Origin of the sequence: Chryseobacterium gwangjuense (assembly GCF_021311115.1) — a bacterium.
In the GTDB taxonomy this organism is placed as follows: Bacteria; Bacteroidota; Bacteroidia; order Flavobacteriales; family Weeksellaceae; genus Chryseobacterium; species Chryseobacterium gwangjuense.
Genome location: NZ_JAJTNP010000002.1, coordinates 211,026 through 234,835 on the forward strand (window position 1 = coordinate 211,026; position 23,810 = coordinate 234,835).

Below are 23,810 nucleotides of genomic sequence, written 5' to 3' on the forward strand. Positions count from 1 at the left end.
TTATTATTTTTTCGAAATTTTATACAGTTTTCCACTATCGGTTACTGCATACAGATTTCCATCCATTCCGTTCAATACATCCCGGAATCTTTCTTTCTGATCTAAAAGCAATCGTTCTTCGCCTACCACTTTATTATTTTTCATCACAATTCTGTTGATGTGTTCTCCACTCAGACAACCGATGAATAAATTATTTTTCCATTCTTCAATATTTCCCGTATAAAAAGTAATTCCACTTGGAGATACTACCGGATCCCAATAATAAACAGGTTGTTCCGTTCCTGTTTTCTGAGTTGTTCCTCCATTTATCTTTTCACCTGAATATTCAATTCCGTATGTTACATCACCCCATCCATAATTTTTCCCGGGTTGAATTAAATTAATTTCATCCCCTCCTCTCGGTCCCATTTCCACATCCCAAAGATTCCCATTCGGATCTATTGCCAAACCTTGTGGATTTCTGATGCCATAAGCATAGATTTCAGGTTTAAATCCATCTTTTCCGATAAAAGGATTTCCCGGCGCAGGTTTTCCCTCCTTTGTTATTTTTAAGATTTTTCCCAGATAATTATCCGTTTTCTGAGCATATGCTCTCGTTTGCTTATCTGATCGTTCTCCTGTACTGACAAACAGATTTCTTTCTTTATCAAAAACCAATCTGCTTCCGTAATGTTTATCACCATCATAAGAAGGTTCTGCACGGAAAATCACCTGTACTCCGGAAATAGTTTTTAAATCCTGAGATAATTTTCCTTTTGCAACAGATGTTAAATTCCCTTTACCAAATGGTTCTGAAAAACTGAAATAAATGATATTATTGGATTTGAAGTCAGGGTCAAGAGCTACATCCAGCATTCCACCCTGTCCTTTTGCATCTACTTTTGGAAATCCTTCAATTTTTGAAATTTGCTTTCCGTCTGCCGAAACAACATTCATATAGCCTGTTTTTTCGGTGATTAAAAATCGTCCATCCGGTAAATTTATAATCCCCCATGGTCTACCTAAACTTTTAGTTAAAACTTCCGTTTTATACGGGGTTTTAGTGGTTACTGCTTTAATTCTTGTTTGTCCTTCAAAAGCAGGTTTATAAGAAGTATTAGGTTCAAGCGTTTCCGCACTTCCGTCCGGCTTTATTTGCTGGGCAATTGTCTTTTTACATGATGATAAAAAAACTAGAATACAAAATATTCCTGAGAGATAATTACTAATTTTCATAATTGGTATTTGAGAGGTTATCAAAATGAGTGGAAAAATAATGCCATAAAAAAATTTGCATAATTAAATTTTTATTCTACATTTGTAGAAACAAATAACAAAACGTAGAAAAATGAAAGAAATAAAATTGACAGGTTCTGAAAAAATACTCATGGAAATCTTATGGGAAAAAGAAAAGATTTTTATGAAAGAAATTTTAGAATCTTATCCGGAACCAAAACCAGCCCCCACAACAGTTGCTACGTTACTAAAACGTATGCAGAATAAAGATTTAGTTGGCTTCACGCTTTATGGTAATTCACGTGAATATTATCCAAAAGTGGCAAAAGGAGAATACTTCAAAGAAGAAATGACTTCAATGATCGATCGTTTTTTCAACAGCTCGGTTACACAATTTGCTTCGTTTTTTACATCCAATTCAAAACTGACACAGAAAGAACTTAAAGAACTTCGCGATATTATAGATCAACAGATAAAGGAATAAAGATGGAAACTATTATTTTAAAAATTATTATCTGTTCGGGAATTTTACTCGGATGCTATTATCTGTTTCTGGCAAAAGAAAGAACGTTCATTTTCAACCGTTTTTTTCTGATTTTTGCCCTTGTCTTTTCTTATGTTATTCCTTTCATAACGATCAAAACACAAGAAAAAGCACCTACAGAAAAAATACTTTTCCAAAAAGAAGAAATTCAACAGACAATTTCTTATGCACCGACCGCTACACCACAGGAAGGGTTTGATTATACCTCTTTAATTCTTCCCGTTTATCTTTTGGTATCAGGATTCTTTTTGTGCAAACTTCTTCTTTCAATTTATAAAATTAAAAAGCTGAAAGGAAGTAAAATGATGTATCGAGATAGGGCAATAAAAGTACTCGAAGACAATACTCCTCCATTTAGTTTTATGAACACCATTTATATTTCTAAAGACTACTTTAAAGATGGTAATATTGAAGACAACATATTTCTTCATGAAGAAATCCACGTGAAACAGAAGCACACGATAGATGTTCTCTTGGTAGAAGCTTTCAAAATAGTATTATGGGTTAATCCATTTATTTACTTCTATAAAAAAGCAATGATCACTAATCACGAATTCATTGCAGACGGAGAAGTAATTCATAAAAATAAAAACATCAAAAATTATCAGGAACTCATCCTACAGGAAATTCTTAAACAACAGGATTTGAAACTGATACATCAATTCAATTTCAACAACACCAAAAAACGATTTATTATGATGACAAGTAAAAATTCAAGATTTGTAAAAACAAAAAAGTTTTTAACAATCCCTGCATTCACTGCCTTGACTTTAATTTTTGCAGAAAGGGCTTATGCTAATAATACACCTGAAATAGAAAACAAGAATTCGACTTCATTGCAAATTACCAACAATGGCATAAAAGGCCACTCTGAAGCTTATCGTGAGTTTATAAAAATTGCAGAAAAATATAATAAAATTATAGAGAACAAAGATTTTGAGAGGTTCAAAAAAGAAGTTCCAAGAGAGGATCAGGTTAAACTTGCAGATCTATTTCAAAAATTCAATTTTGAAGACTTAAAAGAAACCCCGGTTACAGTAACTTACTCTACGATCAACAGAGAAATACCCTCTCAGAGCCAATTAAACCAATTTATCAATCCTAAGTACAATATAGAACTTGATGGAAAGGTTGTAAGTAATAATGAACTAAAAAAATATAAGAGCTCCAATTTCTTTAGCGTATACATAGTGAAAGTACTCCCTAAAAATCCGGATTTTGGAAAATATGAATATGGTGTAGTTTTGTATACAAAATCTTACGCTAAGGAATATAATGCTCAGAAAAATATAAGTGTCGGTTTTAAAGTAAAGCAAGACGAAATTTCAAACGATTTAAAGAGAGACACAATTACTCCTAAAACAAAAGTAACTGCAAAACTTAAAGAAGGTAAGCCGGCAAGCTCTAATGACAATACCGTTACGGATCTAGCAATTCCAGCACCACCTTCACCTGCTGAAAATTTAGTTCAGGCAGAATTTCCAGGAGGTTACAATGAATTAAGAAAGCAGTTTGCCAATACTTTTGACTCTTCAGCTCTTGGAAAAGACGTAAAAGGGACAATGAAAGCTGATCTTTACATCTCCATAGACGAAAACGGAAAAGCTACTAATGTAAAAGCCGACGGAAAAACCCAAAATCTAAACAATGAAGCAGTACGTGCTTTGAAAAATGCGCTTGCTGATAAGACATGGAAGCCCGCCACACAAAACAACAAGCCTATTCCAACTGTTTTCAAATTGCCTATTACATTTAATATACAATAAAAATACAAATGATGATTAAGACCGTTCAGAAGTTTCTGAACGGTTTTATTTTGTAATTTTGTTAGATGCAATTCAAACTTCAATCAGAATATCAACCAACCGGAGACCAGCCAAAAGCAATAGAAAAACTTACCGGCGGAATAGAAATCGGTGAGAAATATCAAACGTTGTTAGGGGTAACCGGATCAGGAAAAACTTTTACAGTTGCCAATGTTGTCAATAATGTTCAAAGACCTACGTTGGTTTTAGCACATAATAAAACATTGGCCGCTCAGCTTTTCATGGAATTCAAAGAATTCTTCCCGGAAAATGCGGTAGAATATTTTGTGAGTTATTACGATTATTATCAACCTGAAGCCTATATTGCCAGCTCCGGAACCTATATTGAAAAAGATTTAAGTATTAATGAGGAAGTAGAAAAGCTTCGTCTTTCGGCAACAGCGAGTTTGCTTTCCGGAAGAAGAGATGTTTTGATCGTTGCTTCTGTGTCTTGTATTTATGGTATCGGAAACCCGAATGAATTTCATAAATCTCTTATTTCTCTTGAATTAGGAGAAAAAACAACAAGAACCGCGTTACTCCATTCGCTTGTTAATGCATTATATTCAAGAACCTTAAGTGAATTCCAAAGAGGAACATTCCGTGTAAAAGGGGATGTGATTGATGTATTTCCTGCCTATGCAGACAACGCCATAAGAATTCAGTTTTTTGGTGATGAAATTGAAAAAATACAAAGTTTCGATCCTGTTTCCGGAAATGTAACCTCAAGTTTTGAGCAGATACAAATTTATCCCGCCAATTTGTTCGTAACCTCAAAGGAAACATTGAACGGAGCGATTCGAGAGATTCAGGATGATATGGTAAAACAAGTTGATTTCTTTAATTCTGTCGAAAAGCCTTTAGAAGCAAAAAGATTACAGGAAAGAACTGAACTTGATTTAGAAATGATTAAAGAGCTGGGTTATTGCTCCGGAATTGAGAATTATTCAAGATATCTGGATGGAAGAGAACCAGGAACCAGGCCTTTCTGCCTGATTGATTATTTTCCAAAAGATTTTTTGATGGTTATTGATGAAAGTCACGTTACCATTCCGCAAGTTCATGCGATGTATGGAGGTGACCGAAGCAGAAAGGAGGCTTTAGTAGAATACGGCTTCAGACTTCCTGCTGCAATGGATAACCGACCATTAAAGTTTCAGGAGTTTGAAAGCATGCAAAATCAGGTAATCTATGTTTCTGCAACTCCTGCCGATTATGAACTGGAAAGAACAGGAGGAGAGTATATTGAACAGATTATCCGACCAACCGGACTTTTAGATCCTATTATCGAAGTAAGGCCTTCATTAAATCAAATTGACGATTTAATGGAAGAAATCCAGAAGAGAGCAGATGTCGATGAAAGAGTTTTAGTAACGACATTGACAAAAAAAATGGCAGAAGAGCTTACAAAATACTTTGTGAAGTTCGGAATACGAACAAGATATATTCATTCTGATGTAGAAACATTAGAGCGTATTCAGATTATGCATGATTTACGTATTGGTCTTTTTGATGTTTTAATTGGAGTAAATTTACTTCGAGAAGGGTTAGATTTACCTGAAGTTTCATTGGTTGCCATTCTTGATGCCGATAAAGAAGGAATGCTACGAAGCAGAAGATCTATGATTCAAACTGTAGGTCGTGCCGCAAGAAACGTCAATGGAAAAGCCATAATGTATGCCGATAAAATTACAAAATCGATGCAGGCCACTCTTGATGAAACCGAATATCGTCGTGCCAAACAGATGCAATACAACGAAGAACACGGAAAAGTACCGCAAGCCCTTAACAAAAAAATATCTGAAAATTTAGTAGGGCGAAGCAAGGATTTCCCTGACGAAAAATATACCCAAAAGGAAATTTTACAGAAAGTTGCAGAAACAAAAGCTTCTTACACTTCGGAAGATGTAGAAAAAATCATCGCTCAAAAACAGAAAGAAATGGAGGCTGCAGCGAAAAGTCTTGATTTCATAAAAGCCGCGAAATTAAGAGATGAAATCGCAGCTTTAAAGGATTAAAGGTAAGCTTTAATTAAAGTGTAAAAAACGAGAAAAAAGTTTATTATACCCAAGAACATCAGTATAACTCCCAGAAATCTCAGAGATGAGGGCTTATATAAGAAAAGGAATTTTTGCCTTAACCAGCTTATTGCTTTATCATATTCTTCATAATAAATTTCGTTGGCATTGTTATAATAACTTCTTCCTTGAAAAAAAGCTATTAATCCAGTAATAAGAAAGTAAATTGAATCAGCAATCATTAGATTATTTTTCGGCGGCATCTTCGATGCCGCCGAAACTTATTTTTAGAATTTAAAAGTTTTTGGGGTTAGTTTTTGATAGTTCACAGATCCTCCACGAAGAGGAATCAGCAAATCCATCAAACCGTTCAATTTAATTTCATAAATCGTTGAGAGCTGCATTCCCAGCTTTCCTTTTGGCATCCCTTTACGGTAAAACCATTCGAGATAGCTTATTGGCAAATCCGCAAGAATGGTCCCTTCGTATTTTCCGAAAGGCATTTTAACGACACAAATTTCTTTTAATATTTCAGGGTTTATTCCTTCCACTTTTATACTATTATATCAATTTTATTATCTGTTTCTTCATCACTATCCGGAAGCTTAAGATCCGGAGCACTTTCTTCTGAAAATTCGTTTCTGTACACCTGGATGAGAAGAAGCGTTAAAGAGATCAGAATCGGACCAAAAATAAGCCCCATAAATCCAAATAAGTTCATCCCCATGATAATTCCGAAAACAGTATTTAGAGGATGAATATCTTCCAGTTTTTTCAATAAAGTAAATCGCAAAAGATTGTCTGTTAAGCCTACAACAACAATACAATAAATAGCCAGTCCGATTCCTGGTCCTGTATTTCCTTCTGCAATCATAAAAATACAGATCGGAACATACACAATTGCAGCTCCTACTACAGGAATCATGGATGCTGCTGCCGTAAGCGCAAAAAGCAGAACAGGACTTGGAGCACCAAAAATGAAATACCCCACCAAAGCAACAACACCTTGTCCCATCGCAACGACAGGAATTCCAATAGCATTTGCGATAATCAGTTTTCTCATTTTATCTCCGATCAACGACACATTGGCTCTTTTAAGAGGTGCCGAAGAAGATATTATTCTTTCAAAAAACCTAGGCCTTTCCAACATGAAGTAAAGAATAAAATACATGGACATAACCACTGTTAGGGTATTGAAAGTACCACTCAATGCTTTTGTAGAAAACTGACCAACATTGCTCTTCAGTTTATCCATGTTTTCTTTACTTAAAATATCAAACCCAGTTTTTGAATAAATATAGGAGTGTATTTTTTCCAGAAACACATTAAACTTATCCATATAAGCCTGCGCATTTCCTAATTTTTCAATTAAAAGATCGGCGATGAAATAAATCGGCAGAATCAGAATAATCAAACTGGCCAACATCAAAACAAATGATGACAACCAAGGTTTCCACTTTTTCTCTTCCTGAAGGTAAAAATTATATTTCCGACAAACTACATAAATGGTAATTGCTCCCAGAACTGAAGGAATAAATAAGGAAAGATTAAAACAAATTAACCCCGTTAAAATTAGAATGATAGCAAGCAAGGAAACCTGCTTGATGGCAACGCTGCTGATTTGTTTATCTTTATTCATCATTATTTATTATATGTTATCTGCCTTGGTTTTCCTAAATAGGCACAATAAGAGGAATACATTACAGTAGTCATGAAAGACCCCGTTAAAAGTACTCCGATGCAACAAGCAAGAAGTCCGGAAAAACTTAATACTAATCCTAAAAGGGAAACAACAAAGAATGTTCCGTAATTATCTTTTGCAATATTGTATGCTTTTCCCATGGCATCCGTAGCTGTTGCGTTTTCAAAAAGCAGTATAGGATAACCCAGCAAGAAAAAAGGAAAAACTAAAAAGAACGGAATTCCACACATTGCCAAAGCAATTCTTAATACAACATGAGTAATTAAACTATAAATAAGAATATTCACAAAGTTTTGCCTGTAACCAATGAACAGGTCTGAGAACTCTATTGCTGCTTTATTATTATACTTATTGGTCATATAAATTAATCCTACGTATATTGGAGACAATAAAGCTCCTAAAACACCGGAAAAAGAGTAATACAAAGAAAACCCGGGTGAATAATTGTAATTATGACTGGAAAAATCTCCGTCGGCATCTCTAATATTTTCGCCAAAGCTCCAAAGATTAAACCCTACAAGAGATTCTAAAATAGAATCTGCAATCACATAAATGATCATGCTTACAATTGCATAGAGAAAAACACCTTTATACATTTCGAAGGCGTGCGAAATAATAGATCCGGTATCCCGATTTGGGACTGAACCTTGTTGGTCAAATTCGTTAAATTCAGACATGGTTAATATTTTATGGTTTATCAAATTTAATTTTTTTTGATAAAACAATGGCTAAGTCTCTGAAAATTTAACTTTTATCCATAAAAACGCCTTTATAAAGTGAATAAATCATAGCATTCCAGAATGGAAAAGTAAATAGTCCTCCAATAAAAAATACTGCAAAACCGACATATTTAAACAAAAAAGCCACAAGAACGCAAACAAAAATTTCTACAAAATGACTTTTTAATACTTTGAAGTTTAAAGATATTGCTTCAAAGCTTCTTGCATTATTAAAAAACATCAGTGGCGCAACAAAAAACGTTACCAACACCCAAATAATCGGTAAAATAATCGTTTGGGCAACCATAAAATAAATTAAAATCCAAAATAGAAAATATCCTACGTACTTAAAAAAATTAAGTCCATTGTACCCAACAAACAAATCGCCAAGTACAATTTTTTCGTTCAAATCAATTTTTTTAAAAATCTGAAAAAAACCAATATTTAAAGGGTATAGAAAAACACTGGTCGCCAAAATTGCATAGCTGAAATAATGAGAATTTTCTGTATTTCCTAACTCAGCAGCTTTTTTAATATACGCATCGGTACTCACTTTAAAAGCTTCTATCAATTCCTGCTGCTGATCCCAAATTCCGTATCTGGAAGCAAAAAAGACGAGCGATGTAAAAAAAACGGCAAAATAAATAATTGAAAACATCAGTTGAAAAACCAATGTCTTATTCCAATAGAAAAAAGCCTGCTTCAAGATAAAATCAATTCCCGGTTTCTGTGGATATTTGTTCTGCATCAAAAAATTTTTGTGCAAAAGTAAACATCAATAATTACTTTTGTCGAATGTTTTCAATGAATCATCAAAAATTTATGGAAATGGACGAACTTTCTCTCCAGAAGGTTCCCTATTTCTTCATCATCGATTTTCTTGGAGAGAATGTGGAAGTCTTTAAAGAAAATGAAATTGAAAAATCAGGATTACTTATTGATTTTCAAAACTTTTCAACAGCAAAGAGTACATTAGCATTAAATAAAAAAATCGAATGGAAATCATTTCCTGAGACTCAGGAAAGCTTTGAAAAAGGGTTTAATGAAGTTCAGAAAAATATTCGTTTCGGAAACTCATATCTTGTAAATTATACCCGAAAGACCAAAATTGAAACGAATTTAACACTTGAAGAGGTTTTTTATCATTCAACAGCAAAATACAAGGTTTTTTATAAAGATTTTTTTGTATTTTTTTCTCCTGAAACTTTTGTGAAGATCATTGACGGAAAAATTCTGACTTACCCAATGAAAGGAACTATTGATGCTTCTTTGGACAATGCTGCAGAAATTTTGAAGAATGATAAGAAAGAAAAAGCTGAGCATTATACGGTAGTGGATTTACTTCGAAATGATTTGAGTATGGTAGCAGATGATGTGAAAGTGGATAAGTTCCAACACATCGACTTCATCAAAACACAACAAAAAGATTTATTTGCCATGAGCTCTGAAATTTCAGGATTTTTAAAACCTGAATTTGACGGAAAAGTAGGAAGCATTATGAAAAAATTGCTTCCTGCCGGTTCCATTTTAGGTGCTCCAAAACCTAAAACTTTGGAAATCATCCTTAATGCAGAAGGATACGAAAGAGGATATTACACAGGAGTTTGTGGCTGGTTTGACGGCAAAAACCTTGACAGCTGTGTAATGATACGTTTTATAGAAAAAGAAGGTGACCATCTTTATTTCAAAAGCGGAGGCGGAATAACGCATATGAGTAAATTAGAAGACGAGTATCAGGAAATGAAAAATAAAATATATGTCCCAATTTATTGAGAGCATTAAAGTAGAAGATCAGAAAATTTTCCTTCTGGAGCTTCATCAAAAACGTATTAATCAAACTTTTTCACATTTTGGAAAAGAGGGTTCTGTTGATCTGAAAAAAATATATGATCATCTTGAACATGATGAAGACGGTCTTTTTAAACTTAGATTGGTGTATGATCTTGACAAAAAGATTCGTACCCAAATGATTCCTTATGCTATTCCCGAAATACAGGACTTTCAATTGGTAGAAAACAACAGCTTCGATTATTCTTTCAAGTTTGAAGACAGAAAAGAGCTTGACAAGATGAAAATGAAAGCCAAAGCTGAAGAAATCATTATTGTAAAAAATAATCACATTACAGATACTTCTTTCTCCAACATCCTATTTTTGAAAGGTAAAGACTGGTTTACTCCTTCTACTTATCTTCTGAATGGAGTACAAAGACAAAATTTGTTGAAGCAAAAGAAAATAAAAGAAACCGAAATCACGTTACAAAACATCAAACAGTTTTCACATTTTCAATTGATTAATGCTTTGAATGATTTTGATGACATGTTCGTTTATCCTATCGACAGAATTATCAACCTACCGGATAATGAAGAATATCTCGATATTTAAATAGAAAATAATTTATAATGCAATAAAAAAGCATCCGGATCTTAAGATTCGGATGCTTTTTATTTATGTGTAAAGTTTAACCTTCTTTCATAAAGTCAAAATAGGCTTTCAGAACATCTGCACTATTTTTCCCGTAAGTATTTATTTCCAGAATCTTTGGTTGTGTATCGGCTTTGAAGAAGTTCTCCATCACTCTGTCAAGGGTAAGTTCATCCTCTACTTTGATATAAGAAAAACCAAAATGTTTCGCTAAATGCTCTGCATTTTTATGATGTTTCGTAGCAATAAATTCATCCAGCGTATTTGGGTTTGCATTTCCAGGTCCCGGAATGATTTTAAAGATATTTCCTTCTCCGTTATTAAAAATAATCACTCTTACAAACGGAGGAATATATTGATTCCAAAGTCCATTTATATCATAGAAAAAACTTAAATCTCCTGTAATCAGCAAAGTCGGATTCGCATTTTTAATGGCAAATCCCATCGCCGTAGAAGTAGAACCATCTATTCCGCTCGTTCCTCTGTTGCAGTAGATCCTACTTTTACCAAAATCAAATAATTGGGCATATCTGATTGCCGAACTATTACTGAAATGAATATTATAATGCTCAGGAATCGTCTGAGAAGCTTTGTTAAAGAAATAAAAATCTGAGAAATCAATCTTATTCAGGAACAATTCGTGTTTTGCATCTTTTTTATCTCTTAAAACATCCCAAAGATTGAAATAAGGCTTAGGTTCAAGGCTTACAAATTTCAATAATTTCGCAAAAAAGACTTCAGGTTTCACTTCAACCTTCTCCGTTAGAGAAAAATAGGTGTCAGGTTGCCAAACCTCATCCAAATGCCAATGTTGTTTTGGACGAGCGCTTCTTAAGAATTGTTTTACTTTTTTCGATACTACATTCTGACCTACCGTAATCAATAAGTCCGGAGCATAGGTTTTATAATCTTCTTCCGTAAAATTATAGATATAACGATCGATGTGTTTGAAGAATTTTTCGTGATGCAGGTTAGAGTTCGCCTCGCTTAGCACTACTACAGAATGATTTTTAACCAATTGTGTCAACTGGTTTTCCAATTCTGGGCTGTAATCACGCGTTCCTACCAAAAGCATAATTCTTTGAGAGGTATTCCAGTCCGCAACCAAATTGGATGGAATCTCGTATTCTTTATGTTTGATGGTCTTTTCAACCGTCGGAAAAGTCGGAAGCTCAGACACTAATTCATACAATGGCTCCTCTAAAGGAATATTGATATGAACCGGACCTTGTTTTTCAAAACAAAGCTCTATTGCTTTTTTTATGGTTTCAAAATTCAGGTCTTCTGCATTTTCCTTACTGTCTTCCAGAAGCTGAAAATCTCCGTACGAATGTTGATGAAAAATATTGTTCTGTCTGATGGTCTGTCCGTCAAAAAGATCTACGAAATCCATAGGACGATCAGCCGTTAAAATCAATAGAGGAATATTCTGATAAAAAGCTTCTGTAACTGCAGGATAATAATTTGCCGCAGCAGATCCGCTTGTACAGGTAATTGCAACCGGTTTTTTCTCACTTTTCGCCATTCCCATTCCTACAAAAGCTGCACTTCTTTCGTCTACAATACTATAACAATGAAAATTATCCATTTCCGAAAAATGAATCGCCAAAGGAGCATTTCTTGATCCCGGTGAGATGATAATATCTGAAATTCCGTACTGTTGAAGAAGATGTGCTAGTATCTGAATACTTCTCTTAGAAGAATATTTTTTCATACGACAAATTTAACTTATAAATAATGATTTTAAAATCATTTAATTTAAAAAAAATGTAATTTAGCATTTCGTAAATTTCTAAAAATGGATAAAATACCTAGTGTAGACCTGCGTGATTTCCTTTCGGGTGAACCGGAACGCAAACAGAAATTTGTAAATGAAATCGGAAAAGCTTATGAAGAAATCGGATTTGTCGCTTTAAAAGGACACTTCTTGGATGATAAGCTAGTAAGTGAATTGTATGGAGAGGTGAAAAACTTTTTTGAACTTCCAACGGAAACAAAACAGAAGTATGAGATTCCGGGAATTGGTGGACAAAGAGGTTATGTAGGATTCGGAAAAGAAACCGCAAAAGGTTTCAAAAAAGGAGACTTGAAAGAGTTTTGGCATTTCGGACAATATGTTTCGGATGATTCAAAATACAAAAGCGAGTATCCGGACAATGTAAACGTTGAAGAACTTCCAAAATTCAACGATGTGGGTAAAGAAACTTACCAGATGCTTGAAAAAACAGGACAATATGTTTTGAGAGCTTTAGCCATTTATCTTGGCTTGGATGAGTTTTATTTTGACGATAAAATCGCAGAAGGGAATTCAATTTTAAGACCTATTCATTATCCTCCAATCACAGAAGAACCAAATGATGCGGTAAGAGCGGCCGCTCACGGAGATATTAACCTGATTACTCTTTTAATGGGTTCACAAGGAAAAGGTCTTCAGGTTCAAAACCATAAAGGAGAATGGATTGATGCTATCGCAGAACCGGACGAATTGATGATTAACGTTGGAGATATGCTTTCAAGACATACCAACAACAAATTGAAGTCTACGATTCACAGAGTGGTAAACCCACCAAGAGAATTATGGGGAACTTCAAGATATTCAATTCCATTCTTTATGCATCCAGTGAGCGAAATGTCTTTAAATGCTCTTGAAAATTGTGTAGACGAAAACAACCCTAAATTGTACGAAGATACCACAGCAGGAGATTTTTTACATGAAAGACTAATTGAATTAGGATTAATTAAGAAATAAAAACAATGAAACCGGGTGCTTTTACCCGGTTTTTTTTATTTAAATTAAAGTTCTGCGTGAAATCTTTCTCTTTAAAATCAAATTCACAAATTAATTTTAATTATTGAACATAATTTAATTATAAAAATATTCCACATTTGTTTGAGTTATTCGTTTTTTGATTACCTTTACGTTAGTATCAAACTTTTAACTAAAACAATATGAAAAATTTAAAAAAATTAAACAAAAGTCAATTAAAAACTATTTCCGGAGCAGGAGGAATCAAAACACTTCCAGAACCTGAATTTTGCATGTATGCATGTCCAGATGGAACAATCGTTTGTGCAGCATGCAGCGACGACTTCAAATGTCCGGACAATTCAATCTAATTGAAATTCAATACACTTTATAAAAAGAAACCGTTCCTTGGGAGCGGTTTTTTATATTATTACCTAAGCATATTTGAAGAAAATTGTACAAAAAACAAAATCAGAATAGGAAAATTCCTACTCTGACTTAAATATATTTGAATTGTTAAACCAATCAACCCATTTTAGGACCAGCCAACTCTATTTTTTAGCTTTGATAGCCTAATAATTTTCTAAGCTGATAAAAAACCCTCTCAATCAATCGTAAATCTTTCGTTACGATTTCAGCATTTCCTCTTAATTCTTTATCAAATTTCAAGGTTTTGTTGTAAGATGTTTTTAATCCTTTAGAAAGAATAACATCTACATAATAGCTTCCCTGAGCGTCCGGAATAAGCGAAATATTCTGAACCTTACCCTCAATAATACCGAATTCTTGGTAAGGGTAATTATCTAATTTTATTAATACTTTTTCTCCTGTCATAATTTTCCCGGAATTTACCGTTGGAACAGACATCCTTCCTACTAAAGCCTCTTTTTCGTCCGGCAAAATAGAAACGAGAGGATCTCCTGCTTTTACAAACTGATTGACCCCGAAAAACTGTTGAAAACTTGCTACGCCATTGGTAGAAGAAGCAATAAGATAAGTTTGCTCCCATTGTTTTAACGACTTTCTAAGCTGTTCGAATAATTGTAAAGTCTGGGAAGAGTAACTTATTTTGTCTTTTTCGGTATTAATAGCTGTTCCGCTTTTCGTTTTATTCAGATTAGAAATACTTTCCTCCATCTGAGATAAGGAAATATTGATATTTTCCAGGTTTTGCTGAGCCTGAAGATATTTTATTTTTTCGTTTTCCAATTCTACCGCAGCAATAACTCCCTGTTTAAACAGTTTTTGAGATCTCTGATAATTTTTCTTTGTCAGTGTATATTTTAAAGCCTCAAGATTTTTTTGCTGTTTTAATGTCGAAATCCTGCTTCTCGACTCTGCAATACTTTGGTTTGCAGCTAAGTTTTCCGGAGCATACGGCTGAAGTTTGGTAAATAAATGCTCATCCTGAAGCGCTTTTGCAAAATTGTTGTAATCTCCCTGAAGCTCTCCCAATTTGAAGTAAGAGCCATCACGCATCGGAAAAGACGACAAATGATTGGATGCAATAGTATCTACAATATTTTTAAGTTTCAGAATATCCTCATAATTTGCAGCGGATTGCAATACCATAAGAACATCTCCTTTTTTAACTTTTTGATGGTCTTTGATAAATATTTTTTCAATTTTCGAGCTGCTTCTTGCTTCAATTTTCTCCGGTGGGTTTTGAGACGTTACAATAATCGGTGCAGGAACAAATTCGGGATATTTAATGACATAGCTCATCATTAATATCATCACCAAAATGATCAATATAATCGTATTTCCCCAACGAATCATCCAATGCGGAGGTTGGGTAAGAATATCCTGAACGCTTTCTGAGCGCAATTCTATACTGTCTAAAATATCTTTATTAGTTTCCAAGTTCCAACTGATTTTTTACAAGTCTGTAATATTCTCCTTTTAAAGCCACCAATTCTGCATGATTTCCCTCTTCCACCACTTTTCCTTTATCCAAGACAATTATTTTATCGGCATGCTTTACCGTAGATAATCTATGTGCAATAACCACCGCTGTTTTGCCTTCGAAAAACTGTTCAAGGTTTTCCATAATTATTTTCTCATTATTGGCATCTAATGCACTTGTAGCTTCGTCAAAGAAAATATAGTCAGGAGATTTATATACCGCTCTGGCAATAAATAACCTTTGTCTTTGTCCGCCACTCACCCCAACTCCTTCGTTTCCTATTTTGGTATTATAACTTAAAGGTAAACTTTCTATGAATTCTTTAATATTAGCAATTTCTACAGATTTTCTCAGCTTTGTTTTGTCTACATAGTCTTCTCCTACGGCAATATTATTGGAAATCGTATCATTAAATACATAACCTTCCTGCATTACCACTCCACAACGGTCTCTCCAAAATCTTGGAGAAATATTTTTCATTTGAGTATGTCCTATTTTTATTTCTCCTTCATTAGGTTCATAGAATTTCATTAATAATTTCAGCAGGGTAGTTTTTCCGCTTCCACTGGCTCCAACAATCGCTGTTGTTTTTTGGTAAGGAATAGTCAAATTTAGATTTTCAAAAACATTTTGATCTGTCCCGATATATCTGAACGACATATTCGTGATCTCAATATCCTGTTGAGGAATTTCCGTTGCATATTGCTCATCCTTATTTTCTTCGTCCTCTTTATCATGAATCTCACCCAATCTTTCTAATGAAATCTTAGCATCCTGTGTTTGTCTGATAAAATCGATAAGCTGCATCAAAGGACTATTAAGCTGTCCAATAATATACTGCACAGAAAGCATCATCCCCAGCGTAAGATTTCCGCTTAGGACCAGTTTGGCAGATAAAAAACTTATCAGAATATCTTTCATCTGGTTGATAAAATTACCTCCGACGGATTGCCACTGTTCCAATGATAAAGATTTGATCCTAAGTTTAAACAGCTTTACCTGTAAAAACTCCCAATCCCAACGTTTTTGCTTTTCGGCATTGTGCATTTTTATCTCCTGCATCCCGTTGATGAGCTCTATTACCTTACTCTGTTCCTGGGAAACCTGGGAAAATCTTTTATAATCGAGTTCTTTTCTTTTTTTAAGGAAGAAAGTGATCCAACCAATATACAATGCGGCTCCAATAAAGTACACCACAAACAATCTATAGTCATAAAATAATAGTACAATACTGAAAATAATAAGGTTAACCAAAGAGAAGAGCGTATTCAGTGAAGAACTGGTCAACAACTGTTCAATTCTGTGGTGGTCATTGATTCTCTGCATGATATCTCCGGTCATTCTCGTATCAAAGAAACTGATGGGAAGTTTCATTAATTTGATAAAGAAATCTGAAATGATAGAGATATTTATTCTTGTTGAAAGGTGAAGCAAAATCCAGCTTCTGATAATATCAATCCCCATTCTTCCCAGGAAAAGCATAATCTGAGCCAGTAATATGATATAAATAAAGCTCAGATCCTGATTCTGAATCCCGACATCTACGATACTTTGAGTAAGGAACGGAAGAATAAGAGAAAGTAAACTTCCTGCCAATAATCCCATCGCCAACTGTATGATTAGCGATTTGTATTTTAGAAGGTATTTTGAAAGAAATGAAAAACTCGCTTTACTTTCCTGATCATCAAATTCGGTTTGAAAAAATGCAGGCGTCGTTTCAAGAATAAGAGCGATCCCTTCTTCTGTTTTTTCATTGGCATTTTCTCCGATCCATCGTTTGATAAACTCTTCAGACGTATAGGTAATCAATCCATAACTGGGATCAGAAATATATACCTGTTTATTTTTGTCGATTTTATAAACTACAACAAAATGGTTTTTATTCCAGTGAACGATACAAGGAAAGGGAACTTCTGTTGTAAGGGTTTCAAAATCCACCTGAACCCCCAAAGAACGAAATCCCATATCTTCAGCAGCATCACTCAATCCTAATAAACTACTGCCATCCCGCGTTGTTTCAGACAAATTACGGATTTGCTGTAAGGAAATGCTTTTGCCATAATGCTTACTGATAATCCTGAGACAGGTAGGTCCGCAATCTTTAGAATCTGGCTGAAGGTAAAAAGGGAATTTTTTCAAAATTTGATTCAAAATTTATGATAAGAAAGAGGCAATTTATTCAGCCTCTTTCTTTAAATGAATGTTAGATTTTCTGTTGATAATTTTAAGAAAAACTTATACATACTGAGGACAAACAACAGCCGGACAGTACATTTTCGGACATCTTGGTCTGCCATCTGTTGGACAACAACTGTTTGAGCAACCAATGATTGGTCCTGCTCCCAAAATGTCTTTCATTTCGTTTCTTGCTAATTTTTTTAAATTTTTCATAATACTTGAATTTGGTAATTCCCTACTCTTTTTAAGCTTTTCGGTTCCGCTTTTAATTCATTTAAAATTAATGAATTTTGATTCACGAAAATGATTTAAGCCGAAAAATCCTCGTCCTCAATCAATTCGCCAATAAAATAATAAATATCTTCACGGTCGTATTTATCCGGGAACTGATAACCATTGATTAAAATGATAGGCGTAAAATTAATGCCTGCATTTTTATTTTCTATCCCCATATTGATGACAGGAGTAAGATTTTCATTGCTGGATGTAATTCCTGCCTTTTGTCTTACTTTACTTTCATCTCTGGTTTCAAACCAATATTCAACAAGGTCTATAAACTCTCTTTCAAATTTATTTTTATAGGTATACATGAAATCAGAGATCAGGTGGGTGAATTTTTCATTCTGTTGATCCGGAGAATAATTAAACCTCATCTGAACCGAAATCTCATTAGGATATTGGTGTAACAGATTTTCTGCAATTTTGTGTGCCTCTTTACAAAATCCGCAATAAGGATTAGAAACTATTGAAAGATGTAGTTTTGCATTTTTACTTCCAACAAAAAAGGTATTGTTGTCTGAAAATTCAATTTTTTCGTTGTCTAAAAGTTCTCTTTTGAAAAGATCATAATTTCTTTTAAATCTAAGGTTCTTAGCATTTGATCTTTTAAGTTCTTCTTGTTGATTCAATAAATTATTAAAAAAAGCTATTGTGAAAAACAAAGAAGCAAATATGATAATACTGATAAAAACAATTGCCAGAGAGCCTCCCCAGCTAAAATACACTTCACTTATTCCGATCTGTGACAACAAAATAAGGATAATAAGCAAGCATACTCTGCAAAAAGATTTTTCTACAAAAAACTGAACATACAAAGAATACACAATTACCAGAGTGGAAACCAAAGCTGTTATTCTTAAAATAAACTGTGCATCCGGAAAAATAAGTCCCATAAAGGTTATTCCTAAGAAATACACCAAGCTAAAATCTGACAATTTCAGTCCTAAAACATTTGTTTTATCGGAAGAAAAAATCTTTGAACATGAACTCTGAATTGTATTTTTTGCGGCTCCTCCACAAATATTATTAACCACCGCAGACTCCTGTCCGAATTTTTGGTTAAAAAGCTCTAACGAAATATAAACTCCAGCTAACGATAAAATATTAAAAACACTTTCGTACCAGCTGAACTGAAACAGAGAATACAGAATAATCAATCCAAAAACTGAATAAATAATGGGTTTATAACTGAAAGAGGAAGTTGTTTTTATGGCTTCTGTTTTTTCAAAAAGCAATACAAATTCACTTGAATTTTTATAAAGCTCTTCTTTGGTTATATTTTTTATTTTGTCAGAATAAGTGGTGAATTGATCTCCCTTTTTTTTCACCAACGAAAACGAATTGTCAACCACTGCAATATATTCTCCCGGTAATTCGTCCCAAAATTCTTTATCTAGCTCATAAGCATCATTCTTTAACCCCAAAAAATTGAGAGTATCACTAAAAGCTAATGCCGACGGATAATTAGGATGTGAACTAAACTGAAAATAAAATTCCTGTTTATCGAGTTTAAAATAGTCTATAAGTTTTTCAAAATTCATAAATAATTCCAAATTTTTTATGATGGTGTAATAGTTGAATGGTTGTTACTTCCCCGTTAATTACCTACTAAGAAGTAAATCGGATAAATATACTGCTTTCATTCAAAATATTTCTAAAATAAAGGAATTATTCTGTGTTAATTTTAAGAAACTTAATTAAATAATTGATTTCTAATAAATTTTAAAACAATCTCAGTTGTTGTTCTTTCGTTCCGGTAAAATTTTCTGTGGATAATTTCGGAAACTCTTTTCCTGCAAAGAACTTTTTTCTGCCTATTTTAAAGGTATTGTGAATCATTTCTGCAATATTACCATCGCCTTTCTGGCGATCAAAATATCTTTTTTCACCTAACTTTCCTCCTCTCATGGAACGGATCAGATTTAACACTTTCTGGGCGCGATCTGGAAAGCTCGCCTCGATCCACTGTACAAAAACAGGTTCTACAGTATCATTGAGTCTGACCAAAGTATATCCAAAACTTTTAGCCCCGGCTTCTGAAATACTTTTTAGAATATTCAATGGTTCATCACTATTCAATCCTGGAATTATAGGAGCTACCATAACATGTACAGGAATATTATTTTCCGAAAGAACTTTTACCGCTTTCAGTTTATTTTTTGAAGAACTTGTTCTGGGTTCCATTTTTCTTCGCAAATCTTCGTTCATGGTGGGAATGCTTAACGAAACGGAAACCAGATTTTGTTCAGCCAAAGGTTTTAAAATATCCAAATCTCTTAAAACAAGAGCATTTTTTGTCAGAATATTCACCGGATGTCTGTAATCTAAACATATCTGCAGCATCTTTCTTGTAATTTCAAATTGTCTTTCTGCAGGCTGATAACAATCCGTATTTCCGGAAAGTAAAATAGGTGCCGGTTTATACCCTTTTTTACGGAAAAATTTCTCTAATAATTCCGGAGCATTTTTCTTGACCATGATCTTTCTTTCAAAATCTACTCCTGCACTATATCCCCAATATTCATGCGTTGGTCTTGCAAAACAATACGAACATCCATGCTCACATCCCTGATAAGGATTCATAGAATACTCCATCGGCAAGTCTTCACTTTTCACCTGATTCACAATGGTTTTCGGAAACACTTCGGTAAAAGTAGTTTTAACCGTTTCCAACTCTTCATCATCAGGTTCAAAAGTATATCTGTCGAAACGGTTGATAACATTTCGCTGCGCGCCTTGACCTTTTATACTATTTTCGTTCTGCATTTCAGATGTAAAATTAGAATGGAAGTTTTTGAAAATAATGAGTTTTAACACTAAAGTTTTCCACAAAAAAACCGACCCTTTCAAAAGGACCGGTTTTAAACATAATTTAAATATATTCTTTTACTACTTCAATGCATAAAACTCTACCCCATGATAATCCTCATCATGATTTTTTCCATCAAAATGTCTGTGATAATCTGAGTAGGTGTCACTATATTTTTTATCTTTTTTTGTCAATATTTTTTTAATACTTATTAAACTTAATACTGCCAAAAAGCCAACTCCTCCTGCCAGTAATACTCCAACTTCTTTTTTCATATTCTCGTTTGATTTATTTTACTAATTCTTACAAAAAGTATACCTATTATTATTTTTAAATTATAAATTTTGTTAACATTGCTATCCGTTAAAGTATGGGTTTAATAACTACCTAATAGATATAAATGGTTTAATTCTTGTAGTAACTATAAAAAAATAATTATGGAAAACGCAGACAACATAGACAGAATGGCGACCCTGAGTCAGGTCATGACAAAGCTCAAAGAAAGGGGCATAGACAAAGAGTTAAGAATGAATGAGCAGGGTGAAATGAAATTTGAAAACTCTGACAGAAATTATGTGTCGTCCGATTTAATTATCCTAAAAACGTATCGTTTCGAAGGAGACAGCAGCCCGGATGACAATGCTGTTCTTTATGTGGTAAAAGATAACATGGGAAATCAGGGTATGATTATTGATTCTTACGGAGCAGACAGCAACTATTCCGGTGAAAAATTCGATAATTTTTTAAGAAATATTCCTGTAGAAGAAATTGATGATTATAATTTTTAAAAGATATACAACTCCTGAAATTATTCTGTTTCGGGAGTTTCTTTTTTCTTAAACACATTCTTTAAAAATCCTTTTTTCTTCCCTTTAGGAGGAATGTCTTCTTTGTGTTTTTGCTCTTTTGAGTTGTTAACCTCCTGCTTCAATTCATTTACAGAATGCTTCATATCCTTAACTGCAGAAACAGTCTTCTTTACTTTAGCTTCTGTTTTATCTGCATTTTTCCCAATTAAGGTTTTCTTTAATCCATCTTCAATTCCTCTCCAAAAGAGATTAAAGAATGATTTCGTAGGATCTCTTTCTATATTTTCAACAGCAACCTCTTCCGGGAATTTTCCGGAATTAGACTTGATAAATAAATTGGCAACAGCGGTAAGAACTCCTTTCTTTTCATGATTATGCTTATTCAGAATAGCGATCTTAAGATCTTTATGTTTTAAATTGAAAGTCCCGTTCAGTTCTTTAGGATTCCCTTTGAAATTAAAAAGCATCTCTTGAATGGTTCCGGAAGTCGCTGTCACATGTAAATAGGGTCTGATAAAAGGGTTTATTCCCTGAACCGGAAGATTAGTTGTCCTTCCTGAAATAGCAAAAACATCATTCGGATTCGCAACATCGAAATTCCAATTGACAGCCAATGGCGAAAGGTTCATAAATGAACAATTGATCTTAATATCTACCCGTGATGATTTCCCTTTTGTTTTTGCTGAATTCAGATTTTTAACATTCATATTAAAATTGCTGAAAGTAAGCTTTCCCGGACCTGCACTTTCTGGAGTATCTTCTTCGTATACCAAAACCGAATTCTTTACATCCAGATTATTGATTCGCATAGGAAATTTTATGGATCTTAGCATTTTAGAGTACAAAGCTTTTTCTTTCGGATCATCGTTCGGTATTTTACTCCTGAAAATATTGGCATCTGCAGACTGAACCAGCATGTTAGAAGCGTTGATAAATTTATCCTTTGAAAATAGACCCCAGCTTCCGTTCGCCAAAATTTGCGTTACTTTTAAGTCATACAAATCTCTTTCCACCGGAATCATTTTGATAAACTTCGCTCTGGAGACCAAAGGTTTCATCGCAAAATGATCCAATTTAATTTTATCACTCCCCAATTCAACATTAGCAACAGTCATGTTATAAAATTGGGTTTTGTATGCAAAATTCTTTGTTGAAATGGCATATGTTTTTACATCAAACGCCAATCCTGAGCCATCCGTTTTTTGTTTGATTTCCAATTGATGTATAGAGGCATTCAAATCATTGAATTTTAAAGGCTGATTTCCTTTTTCATAGACAATATTTGAATTCTTTAGTGTTACCTTCTTTACCATGAGAGGAAACTGGATTCCTTTTATCTCTGACTTTTTTTGTCCTGTTTTTTCCTGTGCCTTAACGAATCCACTGACGCGATCGATCAATGCGTCATTGACATCAAGATTTAATTTTTTATCAACAACTTCCCATTTACTAATTATAAAAGCAAGCTGATTTACTTTCAAATTTGTAGCCGTTTTAGCGGATGTAATTGCAAGATTTCTAAATGTGCCTTGTTTAGGAGTCAATCCAAAACTTTCACAAACAATGTTTTCAGCATTAGAATAAGCAATACCTCTTCCTGTAATGTTAAAATCTTTATATCGTACAGGAATCATTTCTTCCGAAGTTTCTTTACTGAATTTTAATTGTGTTACATTAAGGTTCAGTTCTTTAGCAGAAAAAAGCTTATTTCCATCAGGTTTTAAAACCTGAACGGTTGCATTCTCCAGCTTGATTCCGTTGAGATTAACGTCAAAATCGATTGGCTTTTTAGGGTTTGCTTTTGCCGCATTGGCTGTATAAATAATCAAATCAGGATCCTGAAAAAAAGCTTGAGAAAGTGAGATGGTATTCTTTTTTAAAACAACATCTTTAAAATCCATTTTAGGAATATTGAACTGAAAAAGCTGTTTTTTCTGAGGATAATTTTGTGTAAACTGATCAAAGGTAATCATCGGATCCAACCTGAAATTTTCCACAGACATTTGCCCGTTTGATGTCGTGATCTTATCTATTTTCAGGGCATAAATATCATCCGGCTGAAAGAAAAAATCTGTTCCTTTAATACTATAACGGTCAAACACTACCGGAAGTTTATTTTCAACGGATTCTTCTGTCATTTGTAGGTTTTCAACGTACAGATCAAGTTGACTCACCTTCAAAAACGGCTGTTTTGTATGTCTGAAAATGGTAATTGTTCCTTTATTAATTGTTATATTCTCAAACATGACGGGATTTTTCTTTTTGCCCGTCTTTTTATCAATAGGTTTAGCCAGAATAATATTAAGATTAGGCTTTCCCAACAAAAGATCTGTTGAACTTATCTTTTTGTTAAAAACAGCATCAAAAATTCCAAAACGGCTTATTTTTAAGGTATCGACTGTTCCCTGAATTCCTATAACTTCAGTATTTTGAGGATTTTTATTATTAACCGTAATTCCAGTCACAAAAATATTCCCGGTGGTAAGATCCACATCCAATGTTTTATAAGTAACCTTATAATCCGTATTTTTTTTGATATAATCGGGAAGCTTGTTTTTAAGCCAAAAATTAAACCCGAAGTTAGCTAGCAAAACAATCCCAAGTAGTATTGCAGTTGTCATCAAAAACTTTTTTACCCAGGATTTTTTCATAATTGTG

Annotated in this window: 21 protein-coding genes; 8 read left to right on the plus strand and 13 right to left on the minus strand. The window is 33.8% G+C overall.

Going from position 1 to position 23,810, the window contains the following annotated elements:
- Window positions 1-3 precede the first annotated feature (3 nt).
- A complete protein-coding gene (locus LV842_RS04405; protein WP_233110246.1) occupies window positions 4-1,215 on the minus strand; it encodes a PQQ-dependent sugar dehydrogenase in 1,212 nt (403 codons plus the stop codon).
- Window positions 1,216-1,327: 112 nt separating this feature from the next.
- Here LV842_RS04405 and LV842_RS04410 point away from each other — a divergent pair, with 112 nt between their 5' ends.
- From LV842_RS04410 to uvrB, 3 genes are all read left to right on the plus strand, one after another.
- On the plus strand, window positions 1,328-1,699 hold the full coding sequence (locus LV842_RS04410; RefSeq protein WP_233110247.1) for a BlaI/MecI/CopY family transcriptional regulator: 372 nt from the start codon (window positions 1,328-1,330) through the stop codon (window positions 1,697-1,699).
- A gap of 2 nt (window positions 1,700-1,701) precedes the next feature.
- On the plus strand, window positions 1,702-3,525 hold the full coding sequence (locus LV842_RS04415; RefSeq protein WP_233110248.1) for a M56 family metallopeptidase: 1,824 nt from the start codon (window positions 1,702-1,704) through the stop codon (window positions 3,523-3,525).
- A 65-nt stretch (window positions 3,526-3,590) separates the two neighbouring features.
- Window positions 3,591-5,582, plus strand: coding sequence for an excinuclease ABC subunit UvrB (gene uvrB / locus LV842_RS04420; RefSeq protein ID WP_233110249.1), 1,992 nt, complete (start codon window positions 3,591-3,593; stop codon window positions 5,580-5,582).
- Window positions 5,583-5,869: 287 nt separating this feature from the next.
- On the opposite strand, the gene LV842_RS04425 is transcribed toward uvrB, so the two are convergent.
- The 4 genes from LV842_RS04425 to LV842_RS04440 all read right to left on the minus strand — a co-directional run bounded on the left by LV842_RS04425 (window position 5,870) and on the right by LV842_RS04440 (window position 8,751).
- Window positions 5,870-6,124, minus strand: a complete 255-nt coding sequence (locus LV842_RS04425) for a DUF3820 family protein (protein WP_233110648.1) — start codon at window positions 6,122-6,124, stop codon at window positions 5,870-5,872.
- An 11-nt stretch (window positions 6,125-6,135) separates the two neighbouring features.
- Complete coding sequence (locus LV842_RS04430; RefSeq protein WP_233110250.1) at window positions 6,136-7,224, minus strand: AI-2E family transporter; 1,089 nt, start codon at window positions 7,222-7,224, stop codon at window positions 6,136-6,138.
- Window positions 7,224-7,961, minus strand: coding sequence for a beta-carotene 15,15'-monooxygenase (locus LV842_RS04435; protein ID WP_233110251.1), 738 nt, complete (start codon window positions 7,959-7,961; stop codon window positions 7,224-7,226). The genes LV842_RS04430 and LV842_RS04435 overlap by 1 nt, the downstream gene beginning before the upstream one ends.
- A gap of 67 nt (window positions 7,962-8,028) precedes the next feature.
- On the minus strand, window positions 8,029-8,751 hold the full coding sequence (locus tag LV842_RS04440; RefSeq protein WP_233110252.1) for a hypothetical protein: 723 nt from the start codon (window positions 8,749-8,751) through the stop codon (window positions 8,029-8,031).
- 47 nt (window positions 8,752-8,798) lie between these two features.
- On the opposite strand from LV842_RS04440, the gene LV842_RS04445 reads away from it, so the two are divergent.
- On the plus strand, window positions 8,799-9,776 hold the full coding sequence (locus LV842_RS04445) for an aminodeoxychorismate synthase component I (RefSeq protein WP_233110253.1): 978 nt from the start codon (window positions 8,799-8,801) through the stop codon (window positions 9,774-9,776).
- On the plus strand, window positions 9,760-10,386 hold the full coding sequence (locus LV842_RS04450) for an aminotransferase class IV (protein ID WP_233110254.1): 627 nt from the start codon (window positions 9,760-9,762) through the stop codon (window positions 10,384-10,386). Before LV842_RS04445 ends, LV842_RS04450 begins: the two co-directional genes overlap by 17 nt.
- 76 nt (window positions 10,387-10,462) lie before the next feature.
- Here LV842_RS04450 and menD read toward each other — a convergent pair whose 3' ends face one another.
- Window positions 10,463-12,139 carry a 2-succinyl-5-enolpyruvyl-6-hydroxy-3-cyclohexene-1-carboxylic-acid synthase gene (gene menD / locus LV842_RS04455; RefSeq protein WP_233110255.1) on the minus strand — a complete coding sequence of 559 codons (1,677 nt, stop codon included), beginning with the start codon at window positions 12,137-12,139 and terminating at the stop codon, window positions 10,463-10,465.
- A gap of 84 nt (window positions 12,140-12,223) precedes the next feature.
- Between menD and LV842_RS04460 the strand changes: the two genes are divergently transcribed.
- Together LV842_RS04460 and LV842_RS04465 are read left to right on the plus strand one after the other, a co-directional pair.
- Window positions 12,224-13,174: an isopenicillin N synthase family dioxygenase gene (locus tag LV842_RS04460; protein WP_233110256.1), complete on the plus strand. Its 951-nt coding sequence runs from the start codon at window positions 12,224-12,226 to the stop codon at window positions 13,172-13,174.
- A gap of 200 nt (window positions 13,175-13,374) precedes the next feature.
- Window positions 13,375-13,542, plus strand: coding sequence for a bacteriocin-like protein (locus LV842_RS04465; RefSeq protein WP_233110257.1), 168 nt, complete (start codon window positions 13,375-13,377; stop codon window positions 13,540-13,542).
- Window positions 13,543-13,729: 187 nt separating this feature from the next.
- On the opposite strand, the gene LV842_RS04470 is transcribed toward LV842_RS04465, so the two are convergent.
- The 6 genes from LV842_RS04470 to LV842_RS04495 form a co-directional block, all read right to left on the minus strand.
- A complete protein-coding gene (locus LV842_RS04470) occupies window positions 13,730-15,034 on the minus strand; it encodes an HlyD family secretion protein (RefSeq protein WP_233110258.1) in 1,305 nt (434 codons plus the stop codon).
- Complete coding sequence (locus LV842_RS04475; protein ID WP_233110259.1) at window positions 15,024-17,216, minus strand: peptidase domain-containing ABC transporter; 2,193 nt, start codon at window positions 17,214-17,216, stop codon at window positions 15,024-15,026. Before LV842_RS04475 ends, LV842_RS04470 begins: the two co-directional genes overlap by 11 nt.
- 96 nt (window positions 17,217-17,312) lie before the next feature.
- Entirely contained in the window at window positions 17,313-17,468 is a 156-nt protein-coding gene (locus tag LV842_RS04480; protein WP_233110260.1) for a bacteriocin-like protein, read from the minus strand.
- A 95-nt stretch (window positions 17,469-17,563) separates the two neighbouring features.
- Window positions 17,564-19,075 carry a vitamin K epoxide reductase family protein gene (locus tag LV842_RS04485; protein WP_233110261.1) on the minus strand — a complete coding sequence of 504 codons (1,512 nt, stop codon included), beginning with the start codon at window positions 19,073-19,075 and terminating at the stop codon, window positions 17,564-17,566.
- Between the two features lie 181 nt (window positions 19,076-19,256).
- Complete coding sequence (locus LV842_RS04490; protein ID WP_233110262.1) at window positions 19,257-20,300, minus strand: PA0069 family radical SAM protein; 1,044 nt, start codon at window positions 20,298-20,300, stop codon at window positions 19,257-19,259.
- Window positions 20,301-20,423: 123 nt separating this feature from the next.
- Complete coding sequence (locus tag LV842_RS04495) at window positions 20,424-20,618, minus strand: hypothetical protein (RefSeq protein WP_233110263.1); 195 nt, start codon at window positions 20,616-20,618, stop codon at window positions 20,424-20,426.
- Between the two features lie 162 nt (window positions 20,619-20,780).
- Between LV842_RS04495 and LV842_RS04500 the strand changes: the two genes are divergently transcribed.
- Window positions 20,781-21,131: a hypothetical protein gene (locus tag LV842_RS04500; protein WP_233110264.1), complete on the plus strand. Its 351-nt coding sequence runs from the start codon at window positions 20,781-20,783 to the stop codon at window positions 21,129-21,131.
- Between the two features lie 20 nt (window positions 21,132-21,151).
- On the opposite strand, the gene LV842_RS04505 is transcribed toward LV842_RS04500, so the two are convergent.
- A complete protein-coding gene (locus LV842_RS04505) occupies window positions 21,152-23,803 on the minus strand; it encodes a DUF748 domain-containing protein (protein WP_233110265.1) in 2,652 nt (883 codons plus the stop codon).
- Window positions 23,804-23,810 lie beyond the last annotated feature (7 nt).

Bases quoted from the DNA above. Each gene is read 5' to 3' on its own strand.
- LV842_RS04460 (WP_233110256.1), top strand. From the start codon at position 12,224: ATGGATAAAATACCTAGTGTAGACCTGCGTGATTTCCTTTCGGGTGAA.
- LV842_RS04505 (WP_233110265.1), bottom strand. From the start codon at position 23,803: ATGAAAAAATCCTGGGTAAAAAAGTTTTTGATGACAACTGCAATACTA.
- LV842_RS04445 (WP_233110253.1), top strand. From the start codon at position 8,799: ATGTTTTCAATGAATCATCAAAAATTTATGGAAATGGACGAACTTTCT.
- LV842_RS04430 (WP_233110250.1), bottom strand. From the start codon at position 7,224: ATGATGAATAAAGATAAACAAATCAGCAGCGTTGCCATCAAGCAGGTT.
- LV842_RS04410 (WP_233110247.1), top strand. From the start codon at position 1,328: ATGAAAGAAATAAAATTGACAGGTTCTGAAAAAATACTCATGGAAATC.
- LV842_RS04465 (WP_233110257.1), top strand. From the start codon at position 13,375: ATGAAAAATTTAAAAAAATTAAACAAAAGTCAATTAAAAACTATTTCC.
- LV842_RS04495 (WP_233110263.1), bottom strand. From the start codon at position 20,618: ATGAAAAAAGAAGTTGGAGTATTACTGGCAGGAGGAGTTGGCTTTTTG.
- LV842_RS04490 (WP_233110262.1), bottom strand. From the start codon at position 20,300: ATGCAGAACGAAAATAGTATAAAAGGTCAAGGCGCGCAGCGAAATGTT.
- LV842_RS04485 (WP_233110261.1), bottom strand. From the start codon at position 19,075: ATGAATTTTGAAAAACTTATAGACTATTTTAAACTCGATAAACAGGAA.
- LV842_RS04405 (WP_233110246.1), bottom strand. From the start codon at position 1,215: ATGAAAATTAGTAATTATCTCTCAGGAATATTTTGTATTCTAGTTTTT.
- LV842_RS04440 (WP_233110252.1), bottom strand. From the start codon at position 8,751: ATGCAGAACAAATATCCACAGAAACCGGGAATTGATTTTATCTTGAAG.
- uvrB (WP_233110249.1), top strand. From the start codon at position 3,591: ATGCAATTCAAACTTCAATCAGAATATCAACCAACCGGAGACCAGCCA.
- LV842_RS04450 (WP_233110254.1), top strand. From the start codon at position 9,760: ATGTCCCAATTTATTGAGAGCATTAAAGTAGAAGATCAGAAAATTTTC.
- menD (WP_233110255.1), bottom strand. From the start codon at position 12,139: ATGAAAAAATATTCTTCTAAGAGAAGTATTCAGATACTAGCACATCTT.
- LV842_RS04415 (WP_233110248.1), top strand. From the start codon at position 1,702: ATGGAAACTATTATTTTAAAAATTATTATCTGTTCGGGAATTTTACTC.
- LV842_RS04480 (WP_233110260.1), bottom strand. From the start codon at position 17,468: ATGAAAAATTTAAAAAAATTAGCAAGAAACGAAATGAAAGACATTTTG.
- LV842_RS04500 (WP_233110264.1), top strand. From the start codon at position 20,781: ATGGAAAACGCAGACAACATAGACAGAATGGCGACCCTGAGTCAGGTC.
- LV842_RS04435 (WP_233110251.1), bottom strand. From the start codon at position 7,961: ATGTCTGAATTTAACGAATTTGACCAACAAGGTTCAGTCCCAAATCGG.